Below are 23898 nucleotides of genomic sequence, written 5' to 3'. Positions count from 1 at the left end.
TCCAAGACCCCCAAGATTTGAAGGGTGAAGAATTTTTTTCTGCATCTCCATCTTTTTAATTGACGGAATTGGTAGATTATTCTAGTTTGCAAAATACGTGACGCGGGGACTCCGCCTCACGGGTGTTCATCAAACGCTCCGGCATGCTGATGCCGGGCCAGCCAAAGGAGTGTGACATGTCCGAAACCGTCTCGACCGCCGCCTTCTTCGGCACGCGTCTCCTTTGTCGCGCAACAGAGAAAAAACGTCTCATTCGCAATCTCTGCCGAATGTGACCGTCGAACCCTTCGAACTTTATCTTTTGCCGAAATTGAAAGTTTCCGCGCCTGAGGCGTGGAAGGAGCGTTATTTGCATGAGCAAGCAAGTTATCGAATTTGGCGGCGAAGCCGTCGGTGTTGTTGTTCCGGATGAAGACCGGTTCAAGTTCCTGGCCGTGAAGTATCACGTCTGGGATCTGGACGCGAAGCGCTTCGGCTCGGCCGAAGAGGCGCGCGCTGCCATCCGCCAGTTGCTGGCGCATCAGGCGGTGCAGGGAAGGCGGCAGGCGCACAGCGCGGCCGCCTGACATCGGTGAGGAGCGCCTTGGCCGGCATTCCTCCCGCAATCTCCTAGTCTTCTCCGGATTGGTCCGTGCAGTGCCGCCTCTGCTGACGGCGGCCATTTCGGCTTCAGGCGATTCCCTACTATAATTATATGTTGGCAGTACGTTTCTTGTGCTATGCCAAGATATATTTGCATCTGCGCGGATGATTCCCGTTTCTCGGGTGCCGCAGGGAAAGCGTGCCAAAATGCTGACGAAGAAGGGAAAATACGGACTGAAGGCCTTGGTCGATCTGGCGCGGCTGGGGCCGGGAGAGACCGCCTTCATCACCGAGATCGCGCAGCGCAACAACATTCCGAAGAAGTTCCTGGACACGATCCTGCTCGAACTGCGCAACGCCGGCATGCTGCGTTCGAAGAAGGGGCCAGGCGGCGGTTACTCGCTGTCGCGCCCCGCCTCTGAAATCCGTATTGGTCACGTGATCCGCACCCTGGACGGGCCGCTCGCGCCGATCCGCTGTGCTAGCCGCACAGCCTATGAGGTCTGCGAGGACTGCAACGATCCGGAGACCTGTCAGGTGCGGGTGTCGATGACCACGGTGCGCGACGCCGTGGCGGCGATTCTCGACTCCATGACGCTTGAAGAGTTCGCGGCCGACAAGTCGATGCCGCTCGAACCGCTGGAAGAAAAGCGCGCTGGCTGACAAAAAAGCCGGAAACAAAGCCAGTTTTCCCGTCGAAGTCTGTGCGCAAGACTTGGTTTGCCAAGAAAAAGCGCTTATCTGCCGTCAAAGGTTTGACGGGCAGGCCGCGGCTTGCCGCATCGTCTTCGCAGAATTGGGGTCATCATGGGTTTGAGACATGCATCGGCGAACCAGCGCACGGAACTGGCGGCCTTGGAGTCGATCGGTCGTACGCTGACGACCGCACTGGCCGGCATCAAGGCGCTCTCGGACCATCTCGGCTCCGATGAGGCCTTTGCCCGCAGCATCGTTGATGCCGTCGAACTGATTGGTGAAAGCCAGGGACGCGTCGTCGTCTCCGGCGTCGGCAAGAGTGGCCATATCGGCCGCAAGATCGCCGCGACCCTGGCCTCGACCGGAACCTCTGCCTATTTCGTGCACCCGACCGAAGCGAGCCACGGCGACCTTGGCATGGTCACGTCGCAGGATGTACTGATCCTGCTTTCCTGGTCGGGCGAGACGGCCGAGCTTGCCAACATGCTCACCTATGCCAAGCGTTTCAAGGTGCCGGTGGTCTCGATCTCGGCGAACCGCGACAGCGTGCTGGCGCGAAACTCCGAAATGCCGATCGTGCTGCCCAAGGTGCAGGAGGCCTGTCCGCACGGCCTGGCGCCAACGACCTCCGCCATGTTGCAGTTGGCTGTCGGCGACGCGCTGGCGATCGCGCTCCTGGAGCGGCGCGGTTTCTCGGCCGAGGATTTCAAGACGTTCCACCCGGGCGGCAAGCTCGGTGCCCAATTGCGGTTGGTGCGCGAACTGGCGCATGAGGGCGAACAGGTTCCCCTGCTGAAGGTCGGGCATCCGATGAGCGAAGCCGTCATCGAGATGTCATCGAAGGGGTTCGGCGTCGTCGGTATCGTCGATGAGAGCGGCAAGCTCGCCGGTGTGATCACCGACGGTGACTTGCGGCGCCACATGACCGGTGACTTGCTCGCACAGCCCGTCGAGGCAGTGATGTCGCGCAATCCGCGGGTGATCCGTGGCGACGCTCTGGCAAGCGGCGCCATGGAGTTCATGCAGGAGCACAAGGTGACGGTGCTGTTCCTTGTCGACGAGAACGGCGTGCCCGTCGGTATCCTGCATATCCACGACCTGCTGCGCGCCGGCGTCGTCTGAGCGACGATCACGTTCGTACGATCCTGACGTCGGGCCTGCGAGCCAGAGATCGGCGCGGGCAGCTTGACGATCCTTTTGCTCGGACGTTGCAAGCGTCGCGCCTAGCCCTTTACCACGGCCGGCCAGTCGCGCGTGACACCCGGTTGCACCGGTCGTTCCAGATAGGTCGACAGCACCACATAGCTCCTTGTCGCCTTGACGCCGGGCGTGTCGTAGAGGCGCGCCAGCAGGCCCTCGAGTGCGTGGGTGCTCTCGGTGCGTACCTTGAGCAGCATGCAGGTGTCGCCGGCGACCGAATGGATCTCCTCCACTTCCGGGTACTCCTCGATGGCGAGCAGGGCCTGCGTCTTCCCCCAGCCCGTCGTGTCGACATGAACGAAGGCGAGCAGCGTCTTGTCGACAGCCTCCGGCTCGATCAGCGCCGCCACGCGGCGGATAGCGCCTGAGCGCCTGAGGCGCTTTACACGTTCGTGCGCTGCCGGTGGCGATAGCCCGACGCGCTCGCCGAGGTCGACGTAGCTGATCGTGGCATCCTCCACCAAAACGCCTAATAGCTTTCTGTCCATGGCGTCGAGATCGCGCTCCGGCTGGCGCTTGCGCCGAACGTCATCTGTATTTTGATCCATTCCGATATTCCTTATTGATGCAGAATGACATTCTGCAATCATGTCGAAATGACGAACATTGATCAATCCATTTCCGGTTCCTCGACGCGAACGCGTATTCCGCCCTTCGCCTTCGTGCTGACCATGTGCATCGGGGTTATCGGCTCCAATTCGCTGGCACTCGGGCCGATCGCGCCGGAAGTCGCACGAAGCCTCGGCACGGAGGTGCCCGCCGTGATGACCGCGTCGGCCGCCTTCGGTCTCGGGACGGCCGTGAGTGCGGTCTTCCTCGGCCGCCTCATCGACCGGTACGGACCACGGCGCATGCTGACTGTGGCGTTGTTCGCTCTTGCGGCCGGGCTCGCCGGCAGCGCGGTCGCCGCCTCGCTTTCACTGTTGGTCGCCGCCCAGCTGGTCGTCGGGCTTGCCGCCGGGATTGCGCTCCCCTCGATCTATACGCTGGCCTCGGTCATCGCCCCGAAAGGGCGAGAGAGCCAGACCATCGGCCTGGTGCTGACGGGGTGGACGTTGAGCATGGTCGCGGGCGTGCCACTCTCGGCGACCATTGCCGAGTTCGCCGGATGGCGCACCGTGTATATGATCGTCTCCGCAGCGACGCTGGTCGCCTGTGCGGCCGTTCGGATCGCGCCCGCGAGGGAAGCAAGCGCGGGCACGGCGACCTCGCCACTGGCGGCGCTCGGCGTGCGCGGTGTCGCCCCGCTTCTGGTTGCCTGCGCCGCGTTCATGGCCGCCTTCTACGGCGTCTACGCCTTTATTGGCGAACACCTGCATGCCACGCTTGGCCTGCCTGTCCGTGCCAATGGGCTGATCGCCGTTTCCTATGGGGTAGGCTTCGGCGCTGCCGCCTTTCTCGACCGCTTGATCGATCGCTTCGGCGCGGGGCGGCTGCTGCCGCTCATATTTCTTGTTATCGCCGGCGTCTACGTGGCAATGGCGACGTTCAGCGGCTCCTATGCCGCCATCCTTGCGGTCATGTTCTTCTGGGGGCTTGCCAACCATTTCGGGCTGAACGTGCTCATCATGCGCCTGACCGCGCTCGATCCAGGCCGCCGCGGCGCGATCATGGGGCTCAACAGCGGGACCACCTATCTCGCCCTCTTTGCCGGCACCATCGGCTTTGGCGCAATCTATGGCAGCGGGGGCTTCTACGTGCTGCCCTTGGCGGCAGCGGGCCTGATGCTTCTGGCAGCCCTTGCAGCGGCGATCGCGCCGCGTTAGCTCCGCCCGCAGCGGGGCCGGCGCCACATCTTGTGACGCTTGCGGTTCTACGTTGGCCGGGTCGCGACCCGGGGCCGCTTTTGCGGTTTGCGGCGCGGTGGCGGATCGACGAAGGCACCCGGTTGGTTGAGGCTGTTGTCGTTCAAGCGTCGGGCGATTGCATCGGCGCCGGCATCAGTACCGGCGCGTGAATAGAGATTGCCGCGCACCTGGATCGAAGCGGCGAGCAACCGGAACATCGCGACGCCGAGATTCGGGTCAGGCGACTGCGGCGCTTGCCAGAAGTCATCGAGAGGCCGCTGGTCGGTCAATCCGGCAATGTCGAAAACGGCTGTGCCCAGCACCTTGACCGGCCGCCCCTGCTTCAAGGCGTGCAGTCCGGCGGTGGAGTTCACGGTGACCATACCTGCACTTGCTGCACCAAGATGGTCGAGATTGCCGCCGTCGAGATAAAGGACGCGCTTGTCCAGCCCGAGCACGGCGGCTTTCTTCTCGATGAACTTGCACCAGGGGATGAGATCGTTGTCGAGTGGATGCACCTTGAAGACGAGGCACGCTTCTGGCGGCGCGAAGGCCGCGAAGGACGTCAGCACCTCGTCGATCGCATCCTTCTGGCTGAAATAGGGCGAGTGGGCCCGAAGCTGGAAATCGGTTTCAAGCTGCAGCGGATAGACGAAGTAGGGCGCGCCAGCGGAAAACAGCAGGGCGACCGTCGCCTCAGCCTCGGCAGCACGCCGCTTTTCGGATGCCAGGCGCCGGATCCAGCCGGCATATTCAGCGAGCGGATGGAAGATCGCGTGGCGCCGATAATGCGGGAAGAGGAACCACAGGAAGACATTCGGCAGGTTGTAGAGCAGGTCGTAGCTGGCATCCGCCAGGAAGGTCTGGCTGTAGTGTTTTCGCCAGTCCGGTTCCTGCAGGCTTGCCGCGGCAGCGAGGATCTGTTGGGGATCGTCGGGGAAATGCGAGTTCGAAGACATGCCGTCGCGTTCCAGCGTCAGCCAGTCCGGTCTGAGGTACCCCATCTCGATGACGGCAACCTCAACGCCGTTCAGCCGGGCAACCGCCGTTGCCGCCTGGTGATAGGGCCGCTCCTCGCCGAGGAGCAGCATGTCGGTGACGCCATGACGGGCGATGAACGCGCTGAGATAGGCTGGCCAGTCGGCCGGCTTGCCGCGATAGTTGAATGCGCCTCTGCGGCGCCAGAATATCTGGTCGCCGACGTTCAGATTGATCCGCAAGCAGCGATGACCGTAGGCCTCGAGCCGGTTGGCGACTTTGCGGAAGATCGGCGAGGACGGGCCTTGCAGGAAAAGAAATACCCGTCGTCTTGCCGGATCGACTGCCGCTGCCTGTTTCGTCGAGGTATGTTCCATCGTCCCCTCAGCCGCTAGCGCAGCGTGTCCTTCCTGAGGTTGGCGTGGTTGAGCAGTGCCTCGATCAGGTTCCAGGCTTCAACGCTCCGCGGTGCCTCCGCCTTTTGGTTTGGTGCCTTCGCCTTTGCAAGCGGCACGATCAGATAGTCCGTGCGCGGGTCGGGGAAGGGGTCGGCAAAGGACTTCAGCAGCGGCGCATGGTCACCGTAAAAGACGAGCCAGACCGGGCGGTCGAGCTTGTCGAGACGCTCGCTCAGGGTGTTCAGCGCGGCATCCGACTGCTCGAGAATGGCAAGGTAGATGTCGACAGGATTGGTGAGGTCACCGACGCGCCCCGGTTCCCAGGGGCCGTGATTGGCCATGGTCGCCACGAAGATGAAGCCGCTTTCGTCGTCCGGCAGCTTCTCGCATTCCTCGATCACCTTCGCAGCCAGCTTGGCATCGGAAACATAAGGACCGTCCCGCTCGGGATCGTGGTCGAAACCGTCGAGCATCGTCAGCTTGGAAAATCCGAGTTGCGGCATCGCCTTGTGTCGCAGAAAGAAGGTGCGGTCATAGGGGTGGATGAAGTGCGTGTTCCAGCCGGCGCGCTTCATTTTTCCCGGCCAGACCACGTCGGCATAATGCGATGCCCTGAGATAGGGATAGCTGGCGTCGACATGGATATCGTCCGGCTCCAGGCCGCTGATGACAGCGAATTCGGTGCGCAATGTGTAGCCGCCCTCAAACACGCTGCTGAGGCGACCCCATTGCACGGCCTCTCGCCGCAGCCGATCCAAAGTCGGCATATCAAGTGTATTGACACCGAAATGGCGCATGTCGATGAAGGATTCCGACTGCCACACGACGATCAGCGGCGAACCGTCGTCACCGATCAGGTCGTGTACGGCAGCCCTGACAATTGACGAGAGTTCCGCGACGATCTTTTCCCGCCGCACACCGAGCCAGACGATGAAGCGGAACACGACCGAGGCGAAGGTGCCGAAGCGTACGGTGTTGACCTTGACGTCGAGTATCCTGAGCAGCCGCTGGACCAGTGTCGCCGTTGGGCGGTTCACCGGGCCGTAGAACAACAGCAGCCAGGGGGCATAGGCGACACCCAGCATCAAGAGGATCCAGAACGCCTTGCCGCGGTCGGGCAGGATTGCCGGCTCGAAGTACATGTAAAGTCCGGAGACGCCGAAGACATAGAGGAAGGCGACCGTCCAGAAGACCACGTTCAGCGAACTGGCGTAGAAGATCGTCTTGTACTTGAAGACGTCGACGACCAGCGCAATGTCCGAAAAGATCAGCGGCTCGCGGATGTACTTGAACTTGGCGCGGGAAATGCCGGTGAAGATGATGAAGAAGCTCATCGTGCCGGCCGCCGCATAGAGCGGCCGCCAGGATCCGGCAAAGAAACCGGCAAAGATCAGCGCGATGATCGGCAGGCGAGCGAGCGCGTCGATCACGTCCTGTGTCCGTCCAAACGGCGACGGATGGGCGCGTCGCTCACGCTTCGGCAAGGCAAACCGGTCTGTGAAGAAGATCACTGCACAGGACAGCAGATAACAACAGAGCGTCAGTGTTATCGGATAGTCGTGCAACTGAAAGGGAAGCAACGCCAAGCGGAAACCTTCATGTCTTCATGCCCGCCGACGCCGCTCCATGCGGCACAGCATCCGCCCGACACTTAAATCCTATCACCGAGACGTACAAGCGTCGTCAGGTCTGCCGCTCCGACACTCCACTATTATGCGGCACGGCCTGGCGACTGCGCGCAATCGCTCTGTCGAACCACCAGTGGAGCAAGGGGCGAACGGCCGGTCCGAAACGACCGAGCAGGTAGAGCGTCACGCCGAAATAGACTTCGAACCGACGCTGGTCGGCAGCCTTCACGATCCGCCTTGCCACCGCCTCTGCCGGCCAGGGCCGGACCGTGCCCATGATCTGGTCCGCCTCGGGGGGGCGGGTTGTAAGTTCACGTTGAAGCTGCGGTGTCACCGTGTCGGGTGGAAAACACACGGAGATGTCGACACCGTGCGGATGCGCTTCAAAGCGCAGCGCCTGGGCAAAACCGTGCAAGGCGAACTTCGAGGCGCAATAGGCCGAATAGCCATGAATGCCGATGAGGCCCGAGCCCGAGGAGATCATCATGATCTGCCCATGTCCGCGCCGCTTCATGCCGTCATAGACGGCGCGCACAGCATGCACCGTACCGGAGAAGTTGATGTCCATCTGCCGCTGGAATGCGGCACTGTCGAGTTCCTCGAAACGGCCGGGCTCGACGATGCCCGCCGATGTCACCAGGATGTCGCAGGGGCCAAAGGCCGCTTCGCATCGCCGAACTGCCGCCTGGACGTCGCTTTCGCGCGCCACGTCCGCGGCCTCGATCCGGATAACGTCGGTATCGGCATTGTTGGTACGGGCAAGCTCCGCCTGCGCCCGTTCCAGGAGATCACGGGAGCGCGCGATCAGCGAGACGCGTGCGCCACGTGCGACGTAGATCGACGCAACTGCAAAGCCGATCCCGCTCGAGCCACCGGTGATGATCACATGCGTCATGCTGGTTTCCGCTCCAGGGCAATCCCAGCAAGAGTGCGAAGCAGTCTTTCTTCTGGAATTGCGTGAAAACAAATAGTTAGAGCGCTTCTGCGGTGATTGCTGCAACGCTCCACCATGTCCGGCGGCAACTGTTCTGGTCTCGCGTTACCGCGCCGAGAGCGCCTTCATCATCTGGTCGATGTCGATACCGCCCAGCCCGAAGTTGCGCTCGGTGAGCTCGGTCAGGCGCTCGGCTGTCAGCGTCACCGTCCGGCGGATCTGTTCTTCCGTGTGGTCGCTGGTGATGAAGAAGCGCAGACGCGCAAGCCCCTCGGGGACCGCCGGATGGATGATTGGCAGCGCATTGACGCCTGCAGCCAGCAGGTCGTTCGAGAGCTGCACCGCGCGCAGCGAGTCGCCGACGAGCACCGGAACGACGGAGAAGCCGCTCGAAAGGCCGGTGTCGAGGCCGGCTTCCTTGGCAAGCTTCAGGAAGAGCGCGCCGTTGCGGCGCAATGCGGCCGTTCGTGCCGGTTCGCGCTCGAGAACGTCCAGGCTCGCGGTTGCGGCAGCAGCCAGCACCGGCGCTAGGCCGACGCTGTAGACGAAGCCACCGGCAGACGCCTTCAGCACCTCGACCAGCGCTTCGCTGCCGGCGATGTAGCCGCCGCAGCTCGACGTGGTCTTCGACAGCGTGCCCATCCAGATGTCGATCTCGCGCGGATCGACGCCGAAGTGCTCGGCAAGCCCCCGGCCGGTCTTGCCGAGAACGCCGAGTGAATGCGCCTCGTCGACCATCAGCCAGAAGCCGTACTCGGAGCGGAGCTTGAGCAGGGCCGGCAGGTCGGCGACATCGCCGTCCATCGAGTAGATGCCCTCGACGATCACCATGATGCGGCGGTAGTCGCCGGACACCGTGCGCAGGACATGTTCCAGGTCAGCAACATCGTTGTGCTTGAACAGGCGCCGGGTCGCGCCCGAGAGCTTGATGCCGGCAAGCGCGCTGTTGTGAATGAATTCGTCGTGGACGACGAGATCCTTCGGGCCCATCAGGCAACTGATCGCGGCGACGTTGGTGAGATAGCCGCTAACGAAGCAGACAGCCGCATCGACGCCGTAGAAGCTGGCGATCTTCTCCTCGAGCGCCACATGCACCGGCCGCTCGCCGGCAACCAGCCGGCTGGCGGATGCCGAGATGCCGAAGGTGCCGATCGTGTCGCGCGCCTTCGCCAGCACTTCCGCATGGCGGTTGAGGCCAAGGTAGTCATACGAGGCGAAATTGATGAGCTTGCGCCCGTCGATAACGGTGGTCGCCCCGGCCGCAGTCTGGTGCGCCCGGTAGAAGGGATTGGCGATGCCGAGCTGCTCGCTTGCGAACTTCTGGGTCATCACCTGCTTGTATTCCGGCAGGTCTTCGAAACGGGCCTGCTGCCGGCGCGCCGGCGGCGGCATCTCCCGCTCCGAGCGCGCCACGCGGTTGCGCTCGGAGGATTGATGCGTATTGCGCATCCGGTCCAGCAGGTTCTCCTTGAGGCTGCTGGTCATCTTGGATGCGCTGGGACCGTTTCCGTTCGTGCTCATTGGCTCTGTGCTTCCTTGGCCGTACCGACATGCCGCTGAGCGAGTTCGCTCACCATCTTGTCGTCGGCGGGCTCGGCGTCGTCGCTCTGGTCGCGCTTGCTGACCTTTTCATAGAGCTTGCGCGCGACGTCGCCAACCGTCGTGTTGTCGGCAACGCCGCTGAGCGGCATGTCGAAGCCGGTGTTCTGCTGGAAGCTCATGCCCAGTTCGACGGCCATCAAGCTGTCGAGGCCGATCTCCTTCAGCACCTTGGCTCGCGTGACAGTATCCTTCGACACGCGCAGGATTGCGGCGATTTCGCCGGCCACGAGGTCGAACAGGATATCCTCGGCCTCCTGCGCAGACTTGCCCTCGATCATCGCGACGAGGTCCATCTTCGCGCCTTCGCCGCCGCTTGCATGCTGGTCGGCGCTGCGCAGGATGACTTCGAACAGGGCGTTCTTGGCAACCGGCAGGTTGCGCGCTGCCGACCAGTCGATCTCCGAGATCATCACCACGGCGGCGTCGACGGTGCCCGGATCGAAGGCGAGGTGGCTCTCGACCATGTCGAGTGCCGTCTGGGCCTTCAGCGCCGTCTTGCCGATGCGCTTGGCAAGCAGGTCGTTCACATCGGTGTTCTGGACGAGGTAGCCCTTGTCGGCGATCGCGCCGAAACCGACAGCAAGGCCCGCAAGGCCACGGGCGCGACGGGCGCGGGCGAGGCCCTCGAGGTAACCGTTGGCCGCGACGTAGTTCGACTGTCCCGGGTTGCCGACGAGTGTCGTTGCCGACGAGAACAGGATGAAGTTGTCGAGCTTGTCGTCACGGGTCAGCGCGTCAAGCACGGCAGCACCCTTGGCCTTGGTGTCGATGACCGGCCGGTTACGCTCTCGGTTGAGATTGCTGATCAACGCGTCGTCGAGCACCATGGCGGCGTGGACGATCGAGCGCAGAGGTGCAATCGCGCGCAATTCCCCAAGGAGACGCTCGGTCGCCGCCAAATCCGTGACGTCGCAGGCATGGACCGTGGCCGAGACCCCGGACTTCGCCCACTGATCGATCATTGCCTTGGTCTCGGCGTCCACCTGGCCGCGGCGTGAGCAGAGCGCGATCTTCTTCGCGCCCTTCTCGACCAGCCAGTTGGCGGCGGCAAGGCCAAAGCCACCAATGCCACCGACGACGAGATGCGTGCCGTTGGCATCGACCTTTATGCCGCCGTGCGGCCGTTTGGCGACGCGATGCTGGCCTGCAACCGGCGGCAAGACGACGATCTTGCCGATATGCCCGGCATTCTGCATCAGCCGGAAGGCGTTGCCGATCTCGTCGAAGTCGAAGGCGCGGTAGGGAAGCGGCGTGAGCTTGCCCTCTTCGAACAGCGCTCCGATTTCAGTGAAGATCCGCTTGGTGAGCTTCGGCTGATTGACCAGCAACTGGTCGGCGTCGATGCCGAAATAGCTGACATTGCGGCGGAAGGGCCTGAGCCCGATCTTGCTGTCGGCGTAGTAGTCGCGCTTGCCGAGTTCGAGGAAACGGCCGAAAGGCTTCACCAGCGCCAGGCTCTGCTCCATGGCTTCGGCGAACAGCGAGTTCAACACGAGGTCAACGCCCTCGCCATCGGTGACGGCGCGAACGTCGTTGACGAAGCCGAGCGAGCGGGAATCGAAGACATGATCGGCGCCGAGCATCGACAGGAAGCGACGCTTCTCGCGCGTACCTGCCGTGGCGATGACCTTGGCACCCTTCAGCTTGGCAACCTGCAGGGCGGCGAGGCCGACACCGCCGGCAGCGCCGTGGATGAGGATCGTCTCGTCCGGCTGGATCCGTCCGAGTTCCACCATGGCGTAGTAGGCCGTGAGGAACGCGACGGGAACCGTCGCGGCGGCAACGGGGCTCACCGACTGCGGCAACCTGGCGACGCCGGCGCGCGAAACGACGGCGTGGGTCGAAAACGCCGACGATGCGATGGCCATGACGGCATCACCGACGCCCAGGTCGTCGACGCCTTCGCCGACAGCAACAACGTGGCCGGAGAGTTCCATGCCGATCGTCGCGCCAGCAAAGCCGTCTTCAAGCGCCTCTTCCGGCAGCAGGCCCATGGCCCACATGACGTCGCGGAAGTTGAGGCCAGTTGCCGCAACCGCGACGACGACTTCGCCCGGACCTGCCGAAGGAATATCGCTTTCTTCCCAAACGATGCTGCCGACCTGCGAGCTGACGCGCTGGCGGATCGTGGCGGCGTCGAAGGCGGCCGTTGCGGCGTGAGCGCTGTCGACCGGGCCGGGCACGGCGCGGACTTCCGAGAGTGTCGCGCCGCCTGCTCCAAGCAGCCATTCGCGGTTGGCTCCATCGGCGCCAAGCAACGGCAATGCCGCTGCCAACTGCTCAGCCGTCGTCGGAGAGCCGTCGATATCGAGCGCGTGCACGTCCAGGAACTCGTACTCGTTTTGAAGCACGCGTGCGAACGCCCAGAGACCGGAATTCACACCATCGCTTGCAACCGGTGCACCGACCATGCGATCTGCGATCGGTGCGCCGCCCGGTGCGACGAGCACAAGGCGCGGACGGCTGCCGGCCGCCGGTTCGCTACCGCCAAAATGCTGACGCAGGGCTTCGGCAAAAGTGCCGAGTGCCAGCACTTGCGTCTGCAACGACGCGGAACCATCGGTGCGCGCCGCGGCCGTCGGCGATGCGACGAAGATTGCCTGGATAGGCTGCTGGTCCATAGCCTCGAAGGCAGGCAGAAGCGCAGCCTTGTCCGTGGCAATATCACCCATCAGAGCGACCGGAACGGCCGGGGCCGAACCCTGGCTCTCCCCTGTGCCCTTGATCTGCAGCAGCAGATAGGAACCGGTTGCCGATGCGCCTTCCGCAGCCGCAGTCGCCGCGGTGCCGCGAGCCTGGAGCAGAATCGTGTTTCCAGTGGCACATTCGCGGTCGGCGATGTCGATGTCGCGAAGGTCGAGGTCGCCGAGGCATTTCTGCCAGTGCGAGACGGCGGCGAGATTGCCGATCGGGAACTCTGCAGTCTGGGTGCGGGCGAACCAGCCCTCGGACAGCCCGAGCGCAAAATCACTGAAGAGCGAAGGCGCGCTGACCGCAGCGATCAGGCCTCCGGTCTCGCGCAGCGTGACGCGAAGCGCGGCACGGACCGCGACATCGTCCTCGATCAGGCTGTAGAGGCCATCAAATGCGCTGACCACGAGGTCGAAGGCAGAAAGCGTCGCGAGTTCGCCCTTCTTCAGGACGCGCACATGTGCGTCATTCTCGAAGGCGAGCTCAAGGCCGCGCTGCGCATTGTCACGCGCTTCGAACACGGTAAGGCTCGCGCCGTGTTTTTCGGCAAGGGTTGCCAGCCGCCGGGTAAAGCCGGCCGAAACGCTGCCGAGTTCGACAATCCGCAGGCGCGCACCTGCGGGCTGTGCACCAAGCGCCTTTTCGAGCGCTTCGAGAACGAAGCTCATCCGCTGCCGGCTGGCCTGCGAATGCACGGCCTGATGATCGAGTGTCGCGTCGCTGATGAAGTTCGCCGCGGTGGCTGCTTCGCCGTCACCGGCTTGCAACGCGTCGAGACGCGCCAGCGCTTCGGCATAGGCGTTGTTGATCAGGACGGCCTCGACGGCACGATCCGGGCGTTCGCCGTAGAGCTCGCGCAGGATTTCAGGCACGCTCGGCAGGTTGAACTCCTGCGCGATCGTCCAGACGCCGTCCTTGTGTTCGCACAGCCCCGCATCTTCCAGCACGTAGAGGCAGCTTGTCAGGAAACACTGGAAGGCGAAATCGCCAGGCAGGTTGTTGGCAAGGACGGTCGAGCGACCCTTGCCCACCTTCAGGGCAATCTCCTGGCAAGCACGGTAGATGGCTGCATTGAAGAGCAAAGTCGCGTTGTCGACACCCGCTTCGCCCTCAGCCGGCATGGCGATCGCAACCGGCGCCAGCTTGCTTTGCAGAAGAGCCGGAAGGGCTGCTTCCGTTTGCACCGCTTCATAGTGGAAGGACAGCGCGTCGAGCGTCTTGTGCTTGCGCAGATAAGTGCGGCGGAAGCGGCAATCCTCGAAATGCGCAATCGGCTCGCCCGAATTGTCGAAGAAGTGGAACTTCGCCTTGATCGAATTGGCGCTGACGCGCTCGATTTCGATCATGGCGCGCGCGATCGGCTGGCCGCCATTGACGACGCGCACCGAGCCGAAGCGAACCGGGATATAGGGCGCGCCGCTCTTGTCGCCGGTGAACCGGTCGAAGAGCGCCACGAGCCCGTGGAAGGTTGCGTCGACCGAGATCGGGTTCAGCGCATAGGAGACAAGCGGGTGGCCGCTTGCCTCGGGTGCCTTCAGTTCGACATCGACGATCCGATCGCCATAGGCGACCGCCTTTGCCAGCAGCTGGAAGCGCGGGCCGTAGTCGAGGCCGAACTGCTTTGCTGTGTCGTAGGCCCGGGCCGGCGCAACGGTCGCGGTCTTGGTTAGACCGGCAAGCGACGGCAGGTCGCGTTGCTCGGCCGGCAGCGGCTTGCGGCAACGGGCAACGGCGTGCACTGCCCAATCGTCCTCCGACAGGCGCTCGCGCGAGCGGATCTCGATGTCGCCTGTCTCCGGCGAAATCACCGTCGACAGTTCCATGATCTTGCTGTCGCTCAGCTCCAGCGGCCGCACGATCTCGAGGTTGGTGATCTCGACCTCGTCGCTGCCGTAGAACTGCTGCGCCGCCGCAGCCGCGATTTCGATGAAGCCGCTGCCCGGCAGGATCGCCTTGCCGTCGACCACGTGTTCGGCGAGGTCGGGGAACAGGTTGGCGTCGATATGGTTCTTCCAGTTGCCGCTGTTCGGATCGCTGCGCCAACCGGTCAGGCGATAGGGCCTGGCGATGCGGCCGAAGAGATCGGTCGCGTCCGTCGTGGTCGCCGGCCGCAATTCAACCGGCTCGAACGGCAGGCTCGGCAGGGCGATCGATGCGTTGCGCTTGCCGAAGACCCGGGTCGTGTCGACGACGGCGCCGTGCGCGACGGCACGTGCCATGGCTGCCGAAATCGGATCCTGGCCGGTTTCGCCGACATCCCTCAAAAGGGTCGGCACCACCATGCCGGGGGCTGCGGCCTGCTTGATCGTTTCCTTGACGTAGGAGGAGAGGATCGGGCGCGGCGAGATTTCGATGAACAGGCGGCAGCCCATGTCGATCGCAGCTTCGGCGGCCGCCTGGAAACGTACCGGCTCGCGAACGTTCTTCCACCAGTAATCCGGGTCGAGTTGCGTTCCTTCGAGGGCGGCACCGGTGACGGTCGACAGATAGGTGAGCTCGGTGCGACGCGGTGCGATATCCGGAATGTCCGAGAGGAAGGCGTCCTTCGCCCGGTCAATGATCGGGTGATGGAACGGGTAGTTGATGTCGAGGATCTGAACCGGGATCTTCGCCTTGCGGGCGGCATCGCGGAAGGCCGAGATCTGATCGGCGGGCCCGGATATCGTCACCGAGTTATGGGCGTTGACGGCCGCGACGCAAAGGTCGTTGAGGCCGCGTGCCTCGGCAAAGGCGCGGGCGGCCTCTTCGCCGAGCATCACGGCAGCCATGGTGCCATGACCGGCAAGCAGGTCCTGGTGCAGCGAGCGCTTGGCGACGATCGAAACGGCGTCGACGAGCGAGAGCGCGCCGGCGGCGTAGGCGGCGGCAATTTCACCGACGGAGTGACCGAAGACCGCCACCGGCTTGATGCCCATGGCGACGAGCGAGTCCGACAGCGCGGCCTGCACCGCAAAGAGCAGCGGCTGGGCGACCTTCGTATCGGCAAGCTTCTTGTCCAGGTCGGGATCGGTCAGGAGGTCTGTAAGCGCTATGTCCGAATGGAACTTGAACAGCGCGCTGACCGAGGTGAAACACTGGCGGAAATGCAGATTTTCACGGAACGCCTCCACGCCCATGCCGGCCCATTGCGAACCGTTGCCGGAGAAGACGAAAGCGACCTTGGCATCGCGGACGACGGCCTCGCCGACCTCACCGATATCCGAGCCCGGCTTTTCCAGATGGCTGGCGATGGCGCGGACGATATCTTCCGGTTGATCGCTGCGGGCAGCAAACCGATGGCGCATGTGGGTGCGGTTAGCGCCCGATGCGGCGACCATCGCACGCACTTCGCCCTTGGACGCGTGGGCGAAAGCCGTCTTGTAGTCCTTGAGCAGGGCCTCCAGGCTCGAAGCTGTGTGGGCGCTTGCCAGGAACACATGACCCGACGACGACGGGTTCGAGCTCTTTTCGTCGGCCGCCGGTTCCGGATCGCTGATGACGACGTGCGCATTGGCGCCACCGAAGCCGAAGGAATTGATGCCGGCGAGGCGCGCGCGTTTTCCCCGCAAGAGTTCGATGGGGTTTGCGGTGACGCGTACGTTGAGGCCGTCGAAGTCGATATGTTCGTTCGGCGTGTCGAAGTGCAATGACGCCGGCAGGTAATTGTTTTCGAGCGCCATCACCGCCTTCAGCATGCCGAACAGGCCGGACGCCGGTTCCGTATGGCCGATGTTCGACTTGATCGAACCGATCGGCACCGGCGCACGGCGCTTGGCGCCGATGACCGTGCCGATGGACCAGACTTCGGCCGGATCCCCGACCTTTGTGCCGGTGCCATGGCCCTCGACAAAGGCCACCTGGTTGGCGTCGATGCCGTTGCCGTCGTAAATGGCCCGAAGAAGGTTGGCCTGCGCCTCGCGCGACGGCAGCGAGATGCCGTTGGTGCGGCCGGCGGAATTCACGCCGGTTGCGACGATCCGCGCGTAGCTACGGTCCTTCTCCCGGCGCGCCCGGTCGGAGCGGCGCAGGATGAGGACGACGCCGCCTTCGGCGCGCACATAGCCGGCGCCGTCATTGTCATAGGCGCGGCACAGACCTTCGGGCGAGAGCATGCGCGCCTGGGCGAAACCGACGAACGGCAGGGGATGGGCGAGAATGTTGACGCCGCCGACAATGGCTGTATCGATCTCGCCCGCGTTGAGTGCCCGCATCGCCTGGTCGAGTGCGACCAGCGAGGAGGAACAGGCCGTATCGACCGTCATGCTCGGGCCGCTCAAGCCGAAGATGTGCGAGATGCGGTTGGAAACGATCGACAGGGTGTTGCCGGTCATGAAATAGGGGCCGGCGGCCGCCGGATCCTCGACCGTCAGGTTGGCATGGTCGAGGCTCGACGCACCGATATAGACGCCGACATTTTCGCCCTGCAGCGACGCTGTAGAGATGTTGGCGTCCTCGAGTGCGCGCCAGGCAAGCTGAAGCAACACGCGCTGCTGCGGATCCATATACATGGCTTCGCGCTGCGACATGCCAAACACGGCAGGATCGAATTCATAGAGCTGGTCGAGCACACCGGCGGCAAATGAATAGGTCTTACCCTGCGTGCCCATGACGGGGTGCCAGAAACGTGCGATGTCCCAGCGATCCGACGGAATGCTGGTAACAGTGCATTTGCCCTGACGAAGAAGTTTGAACAACGCCGAAGGCGATTCTGCTCCAGGGGCGAGGCATGCACGCCCAATAATCTCAACAGTCATTTATGATCGAACGCTCTAAACTGCCGTTAAAGTTGCATCTGCGATTGCTTGTCGGAGACCGAATTGCAATCGCCAATCGTCATGCACAGGGGCTTTCCCCAGCTATATTCGTTCCGCCTCATTAGTCAGCTTTTAACTTAAAGTCCCTAGCTTTCAACCCCAAAGGCTGAAGATATACACGCTGTCTACGCCAGTCCAAGGTGGATGGGACGACAAACCACGCTCAAGGTAGAGAAGGTATGACCAGAAAGACGCGGGTCCAAATAATTTGGCCGTCTTGGTCTCCGGATGACTTGTTGTGGGACGGCGATTGTGCTTTTCAGAGACCGGCGAAATCCCTGCCGGGAGATGATGCGGCGCAGAACTGTGAGCAAAATCATGGCTGTGCCGAATTTGGAGTGTCGTAGTGAAACGATTGAGTGCCCTTCTGCTTTGTTCCGCCCTCGTGGGATGCCAGGCTGTCCCGGGTGAGGGGCCGCTGGCCGGGGCGATCGTCAAGGATGCCGGGCAGTCTGGCGCCGAAATCGGCCGCCAGAACGCAACCGTTTTCGATATCGTTGATGTGGATGGCCGTTCCGCACGTCTTGTTTCCGACTATGTCTCGTCGACGCTCAATCGCCGTTTCGGCATCGGCGGTGGTGTCGGCCGAGTCGTTATCGGCGTTGGCGACCAACTTAAGGTCTCGATCTTCGAGGCCGGCAGCGACGGCCTGTTCTCAACGCAGGATTCCAAGCAGACGAGCATCGATCTTGTTGTTCAGCCTGATGGCAAGGCTGCGATCCCCTATGTCGGTCCGGTCCGCTTTGCCGGCCTGACGCTGGAGCAGGCGCGCCAGGAGATTCTGGAGGCGTTGAAGCAGAAGGCAGTCGAGCCTGACGTGATCGTCACCAGCATGAGCACCGCCTCGCGCAACGTCACGGTATCGGGCGCCGTCGGCAAGTCGTCGGTCGTGCCGTTGAGCCTCGTCGACGAGACGATCAACGAAGTCATTGCCAAGGCCGGCGGCCCGGTCGCGCAGCCCTACGAGACCTTTGTCACGCTGGTGCGCGGCAAGAAGACCGGAACGGTCCTCCTGAAGTCGATCATCGAAAACCCGTCGGAGAACATTCACGTCAAGCCGGGCGACCAGATCTTCGTGACGCGCGATCCGCGCCGCTTCACCATCCTCGGTGCGGTCAAGGCGAACCAGCGCGTCGAGTTCGGTGCCAACGACCTGAACCTGCTTGAGGCCATGGGGCTTGCGGGCGGCGGTTCGGACTACACGCTCGACATGAAGGGTTATTTCATCTTCCGCTACGAAGAGCCTGACGTCGTCATGAGCCTGCTCGGGCAGCAGCGTTTCAACGAAATGCTGCGCAAGGGCATGAAAACGGACAGCATGGGTCGCTACCCGATCGTCTATCGCTTCGACATGAGCAAGCCGGACAGCCTGATCGTCGGTCAGACCTTCCCGATCAAGAATCGCGACGTCATCTATGCCTCGCGCCATCCGTCGGTCGACTTCGCGAAGTTCCTCAACTTCGTCGCCCAGCCGGTTGGCATCGCCAATTCCGGCTTCGCGATCGCCGACAATCTCGGCGGCGGCGACTGACCAGCCCCAAGGGCCATCTAGTTAAGGGGCGTCGACCGAAGGGTCGGCGCCCTTTGCTTAGCATGGTCGTGCTTTTCAAAGCGTGCGGAACCGGCTTGTCGTCGCTCAAATTCTGTGATTGATCTTGGACTTAAATCGATTTTGGTGATCGATCGATCGTTGATCGGCCAAGGGGAAAATGATGGCAGACAAAGCCTTGATCGTCGTGGATATGCAGAACGACTTTTGCCCGGGCGGCGCGCTTGCCGTTGCCGGGGCCGATGAGATCGTGCCTGCCGTCAACGCCTTGATCCGGCGCTTCGAGCATGTGGTGCTGACGCAGGACTGGCATCCGGCCGGCCATTCGAGTTTTGCCTCCAGCCACCCTGGAAAGGCCCCCTTCGAGATGATCGCCATGCCCTACGGCGCGCAGACGCTCTGGCCCGAGCATTGCGTCCAGGGAAGCGCCGGCGCCGATTTCCACCCGGCGCTCGAATGGACCCGTGCGGAGCTCGTGATCCGCAAGGGCTTTAGGCCGCAGGTCGACAGCTATTCCGCCTTCTTCGAAAACGATCGCCGGACGCCGACGGGGCTGACTGGCTACCTCAGGGATCGTGGCATCAGGAAAGTCACGCTCTGTGGTCTGGCGACCGATTTCTGCGTGGCCTTCTCGGCACTCGATGCGGTTGCCCAGGGGTTCTCGACATCCGTCATTCTCGACGCCTGTCGGGGCATCGACCTCAACGGCTCGCTGCAGGCGATGATCACGCGCATGCGTGATGCCGGCGTCGAGCTCAATTAGGTCGAGTGCCTCGCGCTGAGGAAGGAGCCATTCACCGATGACGAAGACCGATATCGCCAGGCGCGTCTATAACCATACCTGGAAACTCGACCCGATCGTCCGCAGCCTGCTGGACACGGATTTCTACAAGCTCTTGATGCTGCAGATGATCTGGCAGCTCTATCCGGATGTCGAGGCGACCTTCTCGCTGATCAACCGCACGAAGACGGTGCGGCTCGCCGACGAGATCGACGAGCAGGAACTGCGCGACCAGCTCGACCACGCGCGCGAACTCAGCTTCTCCAAGAAGGAGATGATCTGGCTTGCAGGTAACACGTTCTACGGTCGCAAGCAGATCTTCTCGCCGGAGTTCCTGGCCTGGCTTTCAAAGTTCCGCCTGCCGGACTACGAGCTGAAACGCCGGGATGGGCAGTTCGAGCTGACGTTTAGCGGTCGTTGGGCCGAGGCCACCATGTGGGAAATTCCGGCGCTGGCGATCATCAACGAGCTGCGCTCGCGCTCGGCGATGAAGGGGCTTGGTCCTTTCACACTCGACGTGCTCTATGCCCGCGCCAAGGCGAAGATGTGGTCCAAGGTCGAGCGTCTCAGGCAATATCCGAACCTCAGGATTTCCGACTTCGGCACGCGCCGCCGTCACAGCTTCCTGTGGCAGCGCTGGTGTGTCGAGGCGTTGAAGGAAGGGATCGGCAGCTCCTTCTCGGGCACGAGCAACGTGCTGCTCGCGATGGACAACGATCTTGAGGCGCTTGGCACCAATGCGCATGAATTGCCGATGGTGGCTGCCGCTCTTGCCCGCAACGACAAGGAACTTGCGGCTGCACCCTACAAGGTGCTGCAGGACTGGAACCAGCTCTACGGCGGTAACCTGTTGATCGTGCTGCCCGACGCGTTCGGGACGGCCGCGTTCCTGCGCGACGCGCCCGCTTGGGTCGCCGACTGGACGGGTTTTCGGCCGGACAGCGCGCCGCCGATCGAAGGCGGCGAGAAGATCCTTGCCTGGTGGAAGAAGATGGGTCGCGATCCGCGCGACAAACTTTTGATCTTTTCCGACGGCCTTGACGTCGACACCATCATCGAGACCTACCGGCACTTCGAGGGCCGCGTGCGCATGAGTTTCGGTTGGGGTACCAATCTTACCAATGATTTTGCCGATTGCGCTCCGACCGAAATTCGCGGCCTCAACCCGATCTCGATCGTCTGCAAGGTCAGCGAGGCCGGCGGCCGTCCGGCAGTCAAGCTGTCCGACAACCCGCGCAAGGCAACGGGCGACCCGGCGGAAGTTGAGCGCTATCTGAGGTTTTTCGGCTCGGAGGACTTTGTCGAACAGGCGGTCAAGGTCTGACATCTGGGCCTGGTGCGCGGGCGCGGCAAGAGGCGGTTTTTGCTGCCTTGCGTCATTTGGATAGGAAGAAAAAAGGAAACCGGCAAGTGCCGGTTTCAAGAGGGGATTTAAGATGTTGCGACTGTCCATCATCGCAATGTCAAATCTGGCAGTGGAATCTTAAGGTTGCGTTAAGGCGCCAACTTGCCGTTGCGTTTCCTCTCTCTAAAACACGAACATGTAGAGCAGGATGATAACGATGAGCGGCACGCCCATGAGCCAGAGAATGATGCCTTTCATTGAGAACCTCCGCGTTACTGCCATTTGAAATGGTAACGCGGTATCGGGGAATACGTTCCCCGATATAAGCTTCGGCGTTCATGGGCGGAACCCGCTAAGACGGTGGGAACTCGGTTGGGGAGTATTGGCGTGGCTACTTGCCATCGGTCGCTACGTCGACGACCGATCCGACTGGCCTGTTTCCCAATAAGACGCCGCGTCACGAATAACCTTGCGGACGTTTTTCAGTTTTTGCCAATCTCGCCCGATATCTGCAATCACTGGCGTGTTGTTCGGAGAGTAAACGAAGCTCTTGCTTTTGCTGACGTACCGCTCAAGTTCAGGATTGACGCCATAGTAGAACTGCTTTTCCGGATCTTTGGACACGTCCATAAGCTTCGCGCACTCTCTCCCGAATTCACCCCGCAGAATGCAGGGAGACGTTGTAAATATCGGAAAAGTCGTAAAGGTAGGAATCTTTATTCCAAGTATTCGCAGGTATTCCTTGCGTCTGTGGAAGTGTCCGTTCCTTTTTACGTCCCATTTCTTTTCTTTGGTGTGGAAGCTCACCTGCGCTACTTGCCGGTCTGCAAATGGTGAAAGCACGGCCTCGCCGATGTCTTCGAGGGCGACCCAATCATCCTCAAGATGAAAAACGAACTCCGACCTCGTGGATGACCAAAGCCTTTGGACAGCCATCGGAAAGCTCGGCCTGTCGGGCTCAAACAGAACAGAGCGCGGGAAAATCGTTCTGACGAGTTCGGCGCAACGTGCGTGATCATCTTCGTCACCGAAGAGCGGATCAAGATTTACAAGAACGTTTTCGATTTCGAAATTGGAGAAAACTTGGTCGGAAAAGCTCTTGAGAGTCGTTGCTAAGAGATCTGGTCGGCGTGTAGAGACAATGCAGAGATCGATTTTCGGCATGTGTAGATGGACCTTTTGGCCGCGACGTAACTTTTCTCTGCGCAACTCATGCGACGCTCTGTCCGTCGAGCTAGCTGCTGATTGTATGCTCCGGGGGAAATACCCCGATCCAAGACCGGTTTCAATGGGATCCAGATAGTGCGCACAAGTATTGTAATACCGACCTATAATGGTGTGGAGACCATACGCGAGTGCCTGGATTGTATCCGTGCGCAAAGCTTCGCTGACTTCGAGGCGATTATTTGCGACAACGCGTCCACAGATGGAACGAGTGAGGTTTGCGCGGAAATTGCCGCTGCAGACGGGCGTTTTGTCCATGTACGAAGCGATGAAACGATTCCGACTCTCGATAACTTCAAGAAAGGTTTGCGGCTTGCAAACGCCCCGTACTTCATGTGGCGAGCGGACGATGATCTTACGGACGAGCATCATCTTCGCGAAACAGTCAGAGCGCTTGACCAGAGACCTGATGCTAAACTGGCAGTGACGAGGGTTCACCGGATCAACACGACCACTGGAAGGGAGGCGGATTATCCCGTACCCGTGCCCCCTGGCCCAGATCGAGTGTCGAGGGCAACCGCGACGTTGCTCGGCTGCCATCCCAGTTGGTTCTATGGCCTTTGGCGGCGCGAGGCCGCCCTCGATGGTCTCTCCACGGTCGAGGCCTATCCGTACCTCTGGGCGTTTGATCATCTGGTGACGATGCGCGCAATGGTGAACGGCGAGGTGGCCTTTGTCGAGAACTCGGTATTCATACAGCGCATCATGCGAGAAGGTTCCTACCACCTAGACCCGATTGAGCGGCTCGCGGCGCGCAAGGCATACATCGGACTGGCGGAGATGATCATTGCCGAGGCCGACTATCCTCAACGTGACAAGGCGGTCTTGAGAACGGCATTGGAGAAGCACGCTGACAAGAGAGTTGCGCCGTGGTTCCGGACCCATAAGAGAGCACTGCGGCTGAGGCTGGCAAGGCTTGTGGGGCGCGCATGAATTTTAGCTAAGGGATGACAAGGGCGTCAGCGGTTGACGCCAGCAGCCCTTTGGCTCCGCCTGCCACTCGAACGATACAATGCTTCGGGTGCTATCGATCATTGCTCCGAATAGCGGCACCACTTCATGATGCATCGGTGGAAATCGAAAGCTACAGCAGGCGGATTCTTATGGAAAAACTGGTGCTGCTAGAGAGATTTGAACTCTCGGCCTCTCCCTTACCAAGGGAGTGCTCTACCCCTGAGCTATAGCAGCATCTGGCGGCCAGTTCGTGTGTCAGCCGCATCAAGCGAGGGGGCTATTGCCATAGCTTGGCGGGGAGTGCAAGCAGCAATTCGAAGTTTTTCGTGAAGAGCTGTGAGAAAAGTCCTCGCCGCTTCCGAAGGCCCTGGTTTTGCGCTAAGGCATGAGCATGCAGACAGACGACAAAGAAGGCGGCAAGGCCGTGTCCGCGCCTGACGAGCGGCAGGCGGACGGCCGGATGCGCAAAGAGAAGAAGAAGGACACGACCGAGGCGGATTTGAAAAAGGCGCGCCTCGCCAAGAACTTGCGCGACAACCTCATGCGCCGCAAGCAGCAGATGCGGGCACGCCGGTCCGGTGCAGCCGATGAGGCGATCGGCCTTCCTGCCGCAAAAACGGACGAATCCCAAGATTAGTACGGGGGGAGGCGGCGCTCGCCGGCCTCTGCCGTTCACCGGCGGCGCCGTCAGGCGTTCGATTGCATGATGCCTCGGTTCGGGAGCGATCGGGGACACGACTTGATTATCGCAGCCGC

General features: G+C 61.9%; 16 protein-coding genes and 1 tRNA gene. 9 read left to right on the top strand and 8 right to left on the bottom strand.

The window, feature by feature from the left end; genetic code table 11:
• Positions 1-353: 353 nt before the first annotated feature.
• From MKZ91_RS08285 to MKZ91_RS08275, 3 genes are all read left to right on the top strand, one after another.
• Positions 354-566 (top strand): hypothetical protein, encoded by a 213-nt coding sequence (locus tag MKZ91_RS08285; RefSeq protein ID WP_336169943.1) that lies wholly within the window; start codon positions 354-356, stop codon positions 564-566.
• 223 nt (positions 567-789) lie between these two features.
• Entirely contained in the window at positions 790-1245 is a 456-nt protein-coding gene (locus tag MKZ91_RS08280; RefSeq protein WP_336169941.1) for an RrF2 family transcriptional regulator, read from the top strand.
• Positions 1246-1389: 144 nt separating this feature from the next.
• Positions 1390-2400 (top strand): KpsF/GutQ family sugar-phosphate isomerase, encoded by a 1011-nt coding sequence (locus tag MKZ91_RS08275; protein ID WP_336169940.1) that lies wholly within the window; start codon positions 1390-1392, stop codon positions 2398-2400.
• 101 nt (positions 2401-2501) lie between these two features.
• Here MKZ91_RS08275 and MKZ91_RS08270 read toward each other — a convergent pair whose 3' ends face one another.
• Positions 2502-3026 (bottom strand): Lrp/AsnC family transcriptional regulator, encoded by a 525-nt coding sequence (locus MKZ91_RS08270; RefSeq protein WP_336169938.1) that lies wholly within the window; start codon positions 3024-3026, stop codon positions 2502-2504.
• A 48-nt stretch (positions 3027-3074) separates the two neighbouring features.
• On the opposite strand from MKZ91_RS08270, the gene MKZ91_RS08265 reads away from it, so the two are divergent.
• The gene (locus tag MKZ91_RS08265; protein ID WP_336169935.1) at positions 3075-4244 is read left to right on the top strand and encodes an MFS transporter; all 1170 of its coding nucleotides are present in this window, start codon (positions 3075-3077) and stop codon (positions 4242-4244) included.
• 47 nt (positions 4245-4291) lie between these two features.
• Here MKZ91_RS08265 and MKZ91_RS08260 read toward each other — a convergent pair whose 3' ends face one another.
• From MKZ91_RS08260 to MKZ91_RS08240, 5 genes are all read right to left on the bottom strand, one after another.
• Positions 4292-5620 (bottom strand): capsule biosynthesis protein, encoded by a 1329-nt coding sequence (locus MKZ91_RS08260; protein WP_336169933.1) that lies wholly within the window; start codon positions 5618-5620, stop codon positions 4292-4294.
• Positions 5621-5634: 14 nt separating this feature from the next.
• Positions 5635-7227 (bottom strand): LTA synthase family protein, encoded by a 1593-nt coding sequence (locus tag MKZ91_RS08255; protein WP_336169931.1) that lies wholly within the window; start codon positions 7225-7227, stop codon positions 5635-5637.
• Positions 7228-7324: 97 nt separating this feature from the next.
• Positions 7325-8164: an SDR family oxidoreductase gene (locus MKZ91_RS08250; protein ID WP_336169929.1), complete on the bottom strand. Its 840-nt coding sequence runs from the start codon at positions 8162-8164 to the stop codon at positions 7325-7327.
• Positions 8165-8308: 144 nt separating this feature from the next.
• On the bottom strand, positions 8309-9724 hold the full coding sequence (locus tag MKZ91_RS08245) for an aminotransferase class I/II-fold pyridoxal phosphate-dependent enzyme (RefSeq protein ID WP_336169927.1): 1416 nt from the start codon (positions 9722-9724) through the stop codon (positions 8309-8311).
• Complete coding sequence (locus tag MKZ91_RS08240) at positions 9721-17229, bottom strand: type I polyketide synthase (RefSeq protein WP_336169926.1); 7509 nt, start codon at positions 17227-17229, stop codon at positions 9721-9723. Before MKZ91_RS08240 ends, MKZ91_RS08245 begins: the two co-directional genes overlap by 4 nt.
• A gap of 406 nt (positions 17230-17635) precedes the next feature.
• Between MKZ91_RS08240 and MKZ91_RS08235 the strand changes: the two genes are divergently transcribed.
• The 3 genes from MKZ91_RS08235 to pncB all read left to right on the top strand — a co-directional run bounded on the left by MKZ91_RS08235 (position 17636) and on the right by pncB (position 20943).
• Positions 17636-18820 (top strand): polysaccharide biosynthesis/export family protein, encoded by a 1185-nt coding sequence (locus MKZ91_RS08235; RefSeq protein WP_336169925.1) that lies wholly within the window; start codon positions 17636-17638, stop codon positions 18818-18820.
• 181 nt (positions 18821-19001) lie between these two features.
• Positions 19002-19601, top strand: a complete 600-nt coding sequence (gene pncA, locus MKZ91_RS08230; protein WP_336169924.1) for a bifunctional nicotinamidase/pyrazinamidase — start codon at positions 19002-19004, stop codon at positions 19599-19601.
• A 37-nt stretch (positions 19602-19638) separates the two neighbouring features.
• On the top strand, positions 19639-20943 hold the full coding sequence (gene pncB / locus MKZ91_RS08225; protein WP_336169922.1) for a nicotinate phosphoribosyltransferase: 1305 nt from the start codon (positions 19639-19641) through the stop codon (positions 20941-20943).
• Positions 20944-21372: 429 nt separating this feature from the next.
• Here pncB and MKZ91_RS08220 read toward each other — a convergent pair whose 3' ends face one another.
• Positions 21373-22128 (bottom strand): glycosyltransferase family 2 protein, encoded by a 756-nt coding sequence (locus MKZ91_RS08220; RefSeq protein ID WP_336169920.1) that lies wholly within the window; start codon positions 22126-22128, stop codon positions 21373-21375.
• A gap of 138 nt (positions 22129-22266) precedes the next feature.
• On the opposite strand from MKZ91_RS08220, the gene MKZ91_RS08215 reads away from it, so the two are divergent.
• Positions 22267-23121 carry a glycosyltransferase family 2 protein gene (locus tag MKZ91_RS08215; RefSeq protein ID WP_336169918.1) on the top strand — a complete coding sequence of 285 codons (855 nt, stop codon included), beginning with the start codon at positions 22267-22269 and terminating at the stop codon, positions 23119-23121.
• Between the two features lie 180 nt (positions 23122-23301).
• Here the strand turns inward: MKZ91_RS08215 and MKZ91_RS08210 are convergent.
• A tRNA-Thr gene (locus MKZ91_RS08210) sits at positions 23302-23376 on the bottom strand.
• Positions 23377-23533: 157 nt separating this feature from the next.
• Here MKZ91_RS08210 and MKZ91_RS08205 point away from each other — a divergent pair.
• Positions 23534-23779 (top strand): hypothetical protein, encoded by a 246-nt coding sequence (locus tag MKZ91_RS08205; protein WP_336170040.1) that lies wholly within the window; start codon positions 23534-23536, stop codon positions 23777-23779.
• The last annotated feature ends 119 nt before the right edge of the window (positions 23780-23898 follow it).

Origin of the sequence: Ensifer sp. MJa1 (assembly GCF_037026475.1) — a bacterium.
GTDB lineage: Bacteria > Pseudomonadota > Alphaproteobacteria > Rhizobiales > Rhizobiaceae > Ensifer.
Note: the sequence above shows the minus strand (reverse complement) of the source record. Positions and strands in the feature narration are given on the sequence as shown.

Excerpts from the sequence above, each read along its gene's own strand:
- MKZ91_RS08285 (WP_336169943.1), top strand. The coding sequence starts at position 354 with ATGAGCAAGCAAGTTATCGAATTTGGCGGCGAAGCCGTCGGTGTTGTT.
- MKZ91_RS08280 (WP_336169941.1), top strand. The coding sequence starts at position 790 with ATGCTGACGAAGAAGGGAAAATACGGACTGAAGGCCTTGGTCGATCTG.
- MKZ91_RS08275 (WP_336169940.1), top strand. The coding sequence starts at position 1,390 with ATGGGTTTGAGACATGCATCGGCGAACCAGCGCACGGAACTGGCGGCC.
- MKZ91_RS08270 (WP_336169938.1), bottom strand. The coding sequence starts at position 3,026 with ATGGATCAAAATACAGATGACGTTCGGCGCAAGCGCCAGCCGGAGCGC.
- MKZ91_RS08265 (WP_336169935.1), top strand. The coding sequence starts at position 3,075 with ATGACGAACATTGATCAATCCATTTCCGGTTCCTCGACGCGAACGCGT.
- MKZ91_RS08260 (WP_336169933.1), bottom strand. The coding sequence starts at position 5,620 with ATGGAACATACCTCGACGAAACAGGCAGCGGCAGTCGATCCGGCAAGA.
- MKZ91_RS08250 (WP_336169929.1), bottom strand. The coding sequence starts at position 8,164 with ATGACGCATGTGATCATCACCGGTGGCTCGAGCGGGATCGGCTTTGCA.
- MKZ91_RS08245 (WP_336169927.1), bottom strand. The coding sequence starts at position 9,724 with ATGAGCACGAACGGAAACGGTCCCAGCGCATCCAAGATGACCAGCAGC.
- MKZ91_RS08240 (WP_336169926.1), bottom strand. The coding sequence starts at position 17,229 with ATGACTGTTGAGATTATTGGGCGTGCATGCCTCGCCCCTGGAGCAGAA.
- pncA (WP_336169924.1), top strand. The coding sequence starts at position 19,002 with ATGGCAGACAAAGCCTTGATCGTCGTGGATATGCAGAACGACTTTTGC.
- pncB (WP_336169922.1), top strand. The coding sequence starts at position 19,639 with ATGACGAAGACCGATATCGCCAGGCGCGTCTATAACCATACCTGGAAA.
- MKZ91_RS08220 (WP_336169920.1), bottom strand. The coding sequence starts at position 22,128 with ATGCCGAAAATCGATCTCTGCATTGTCTCTACACGCCGACCAGATCTC.
- MKZ91_RS08205 (WP_336170040.1), top strand. The coding sequence starts at position 23,534 with ATGCAGACAGACGACAAAGAAGGCGGCAAGGCCGTGTCCGCGCCTGAC.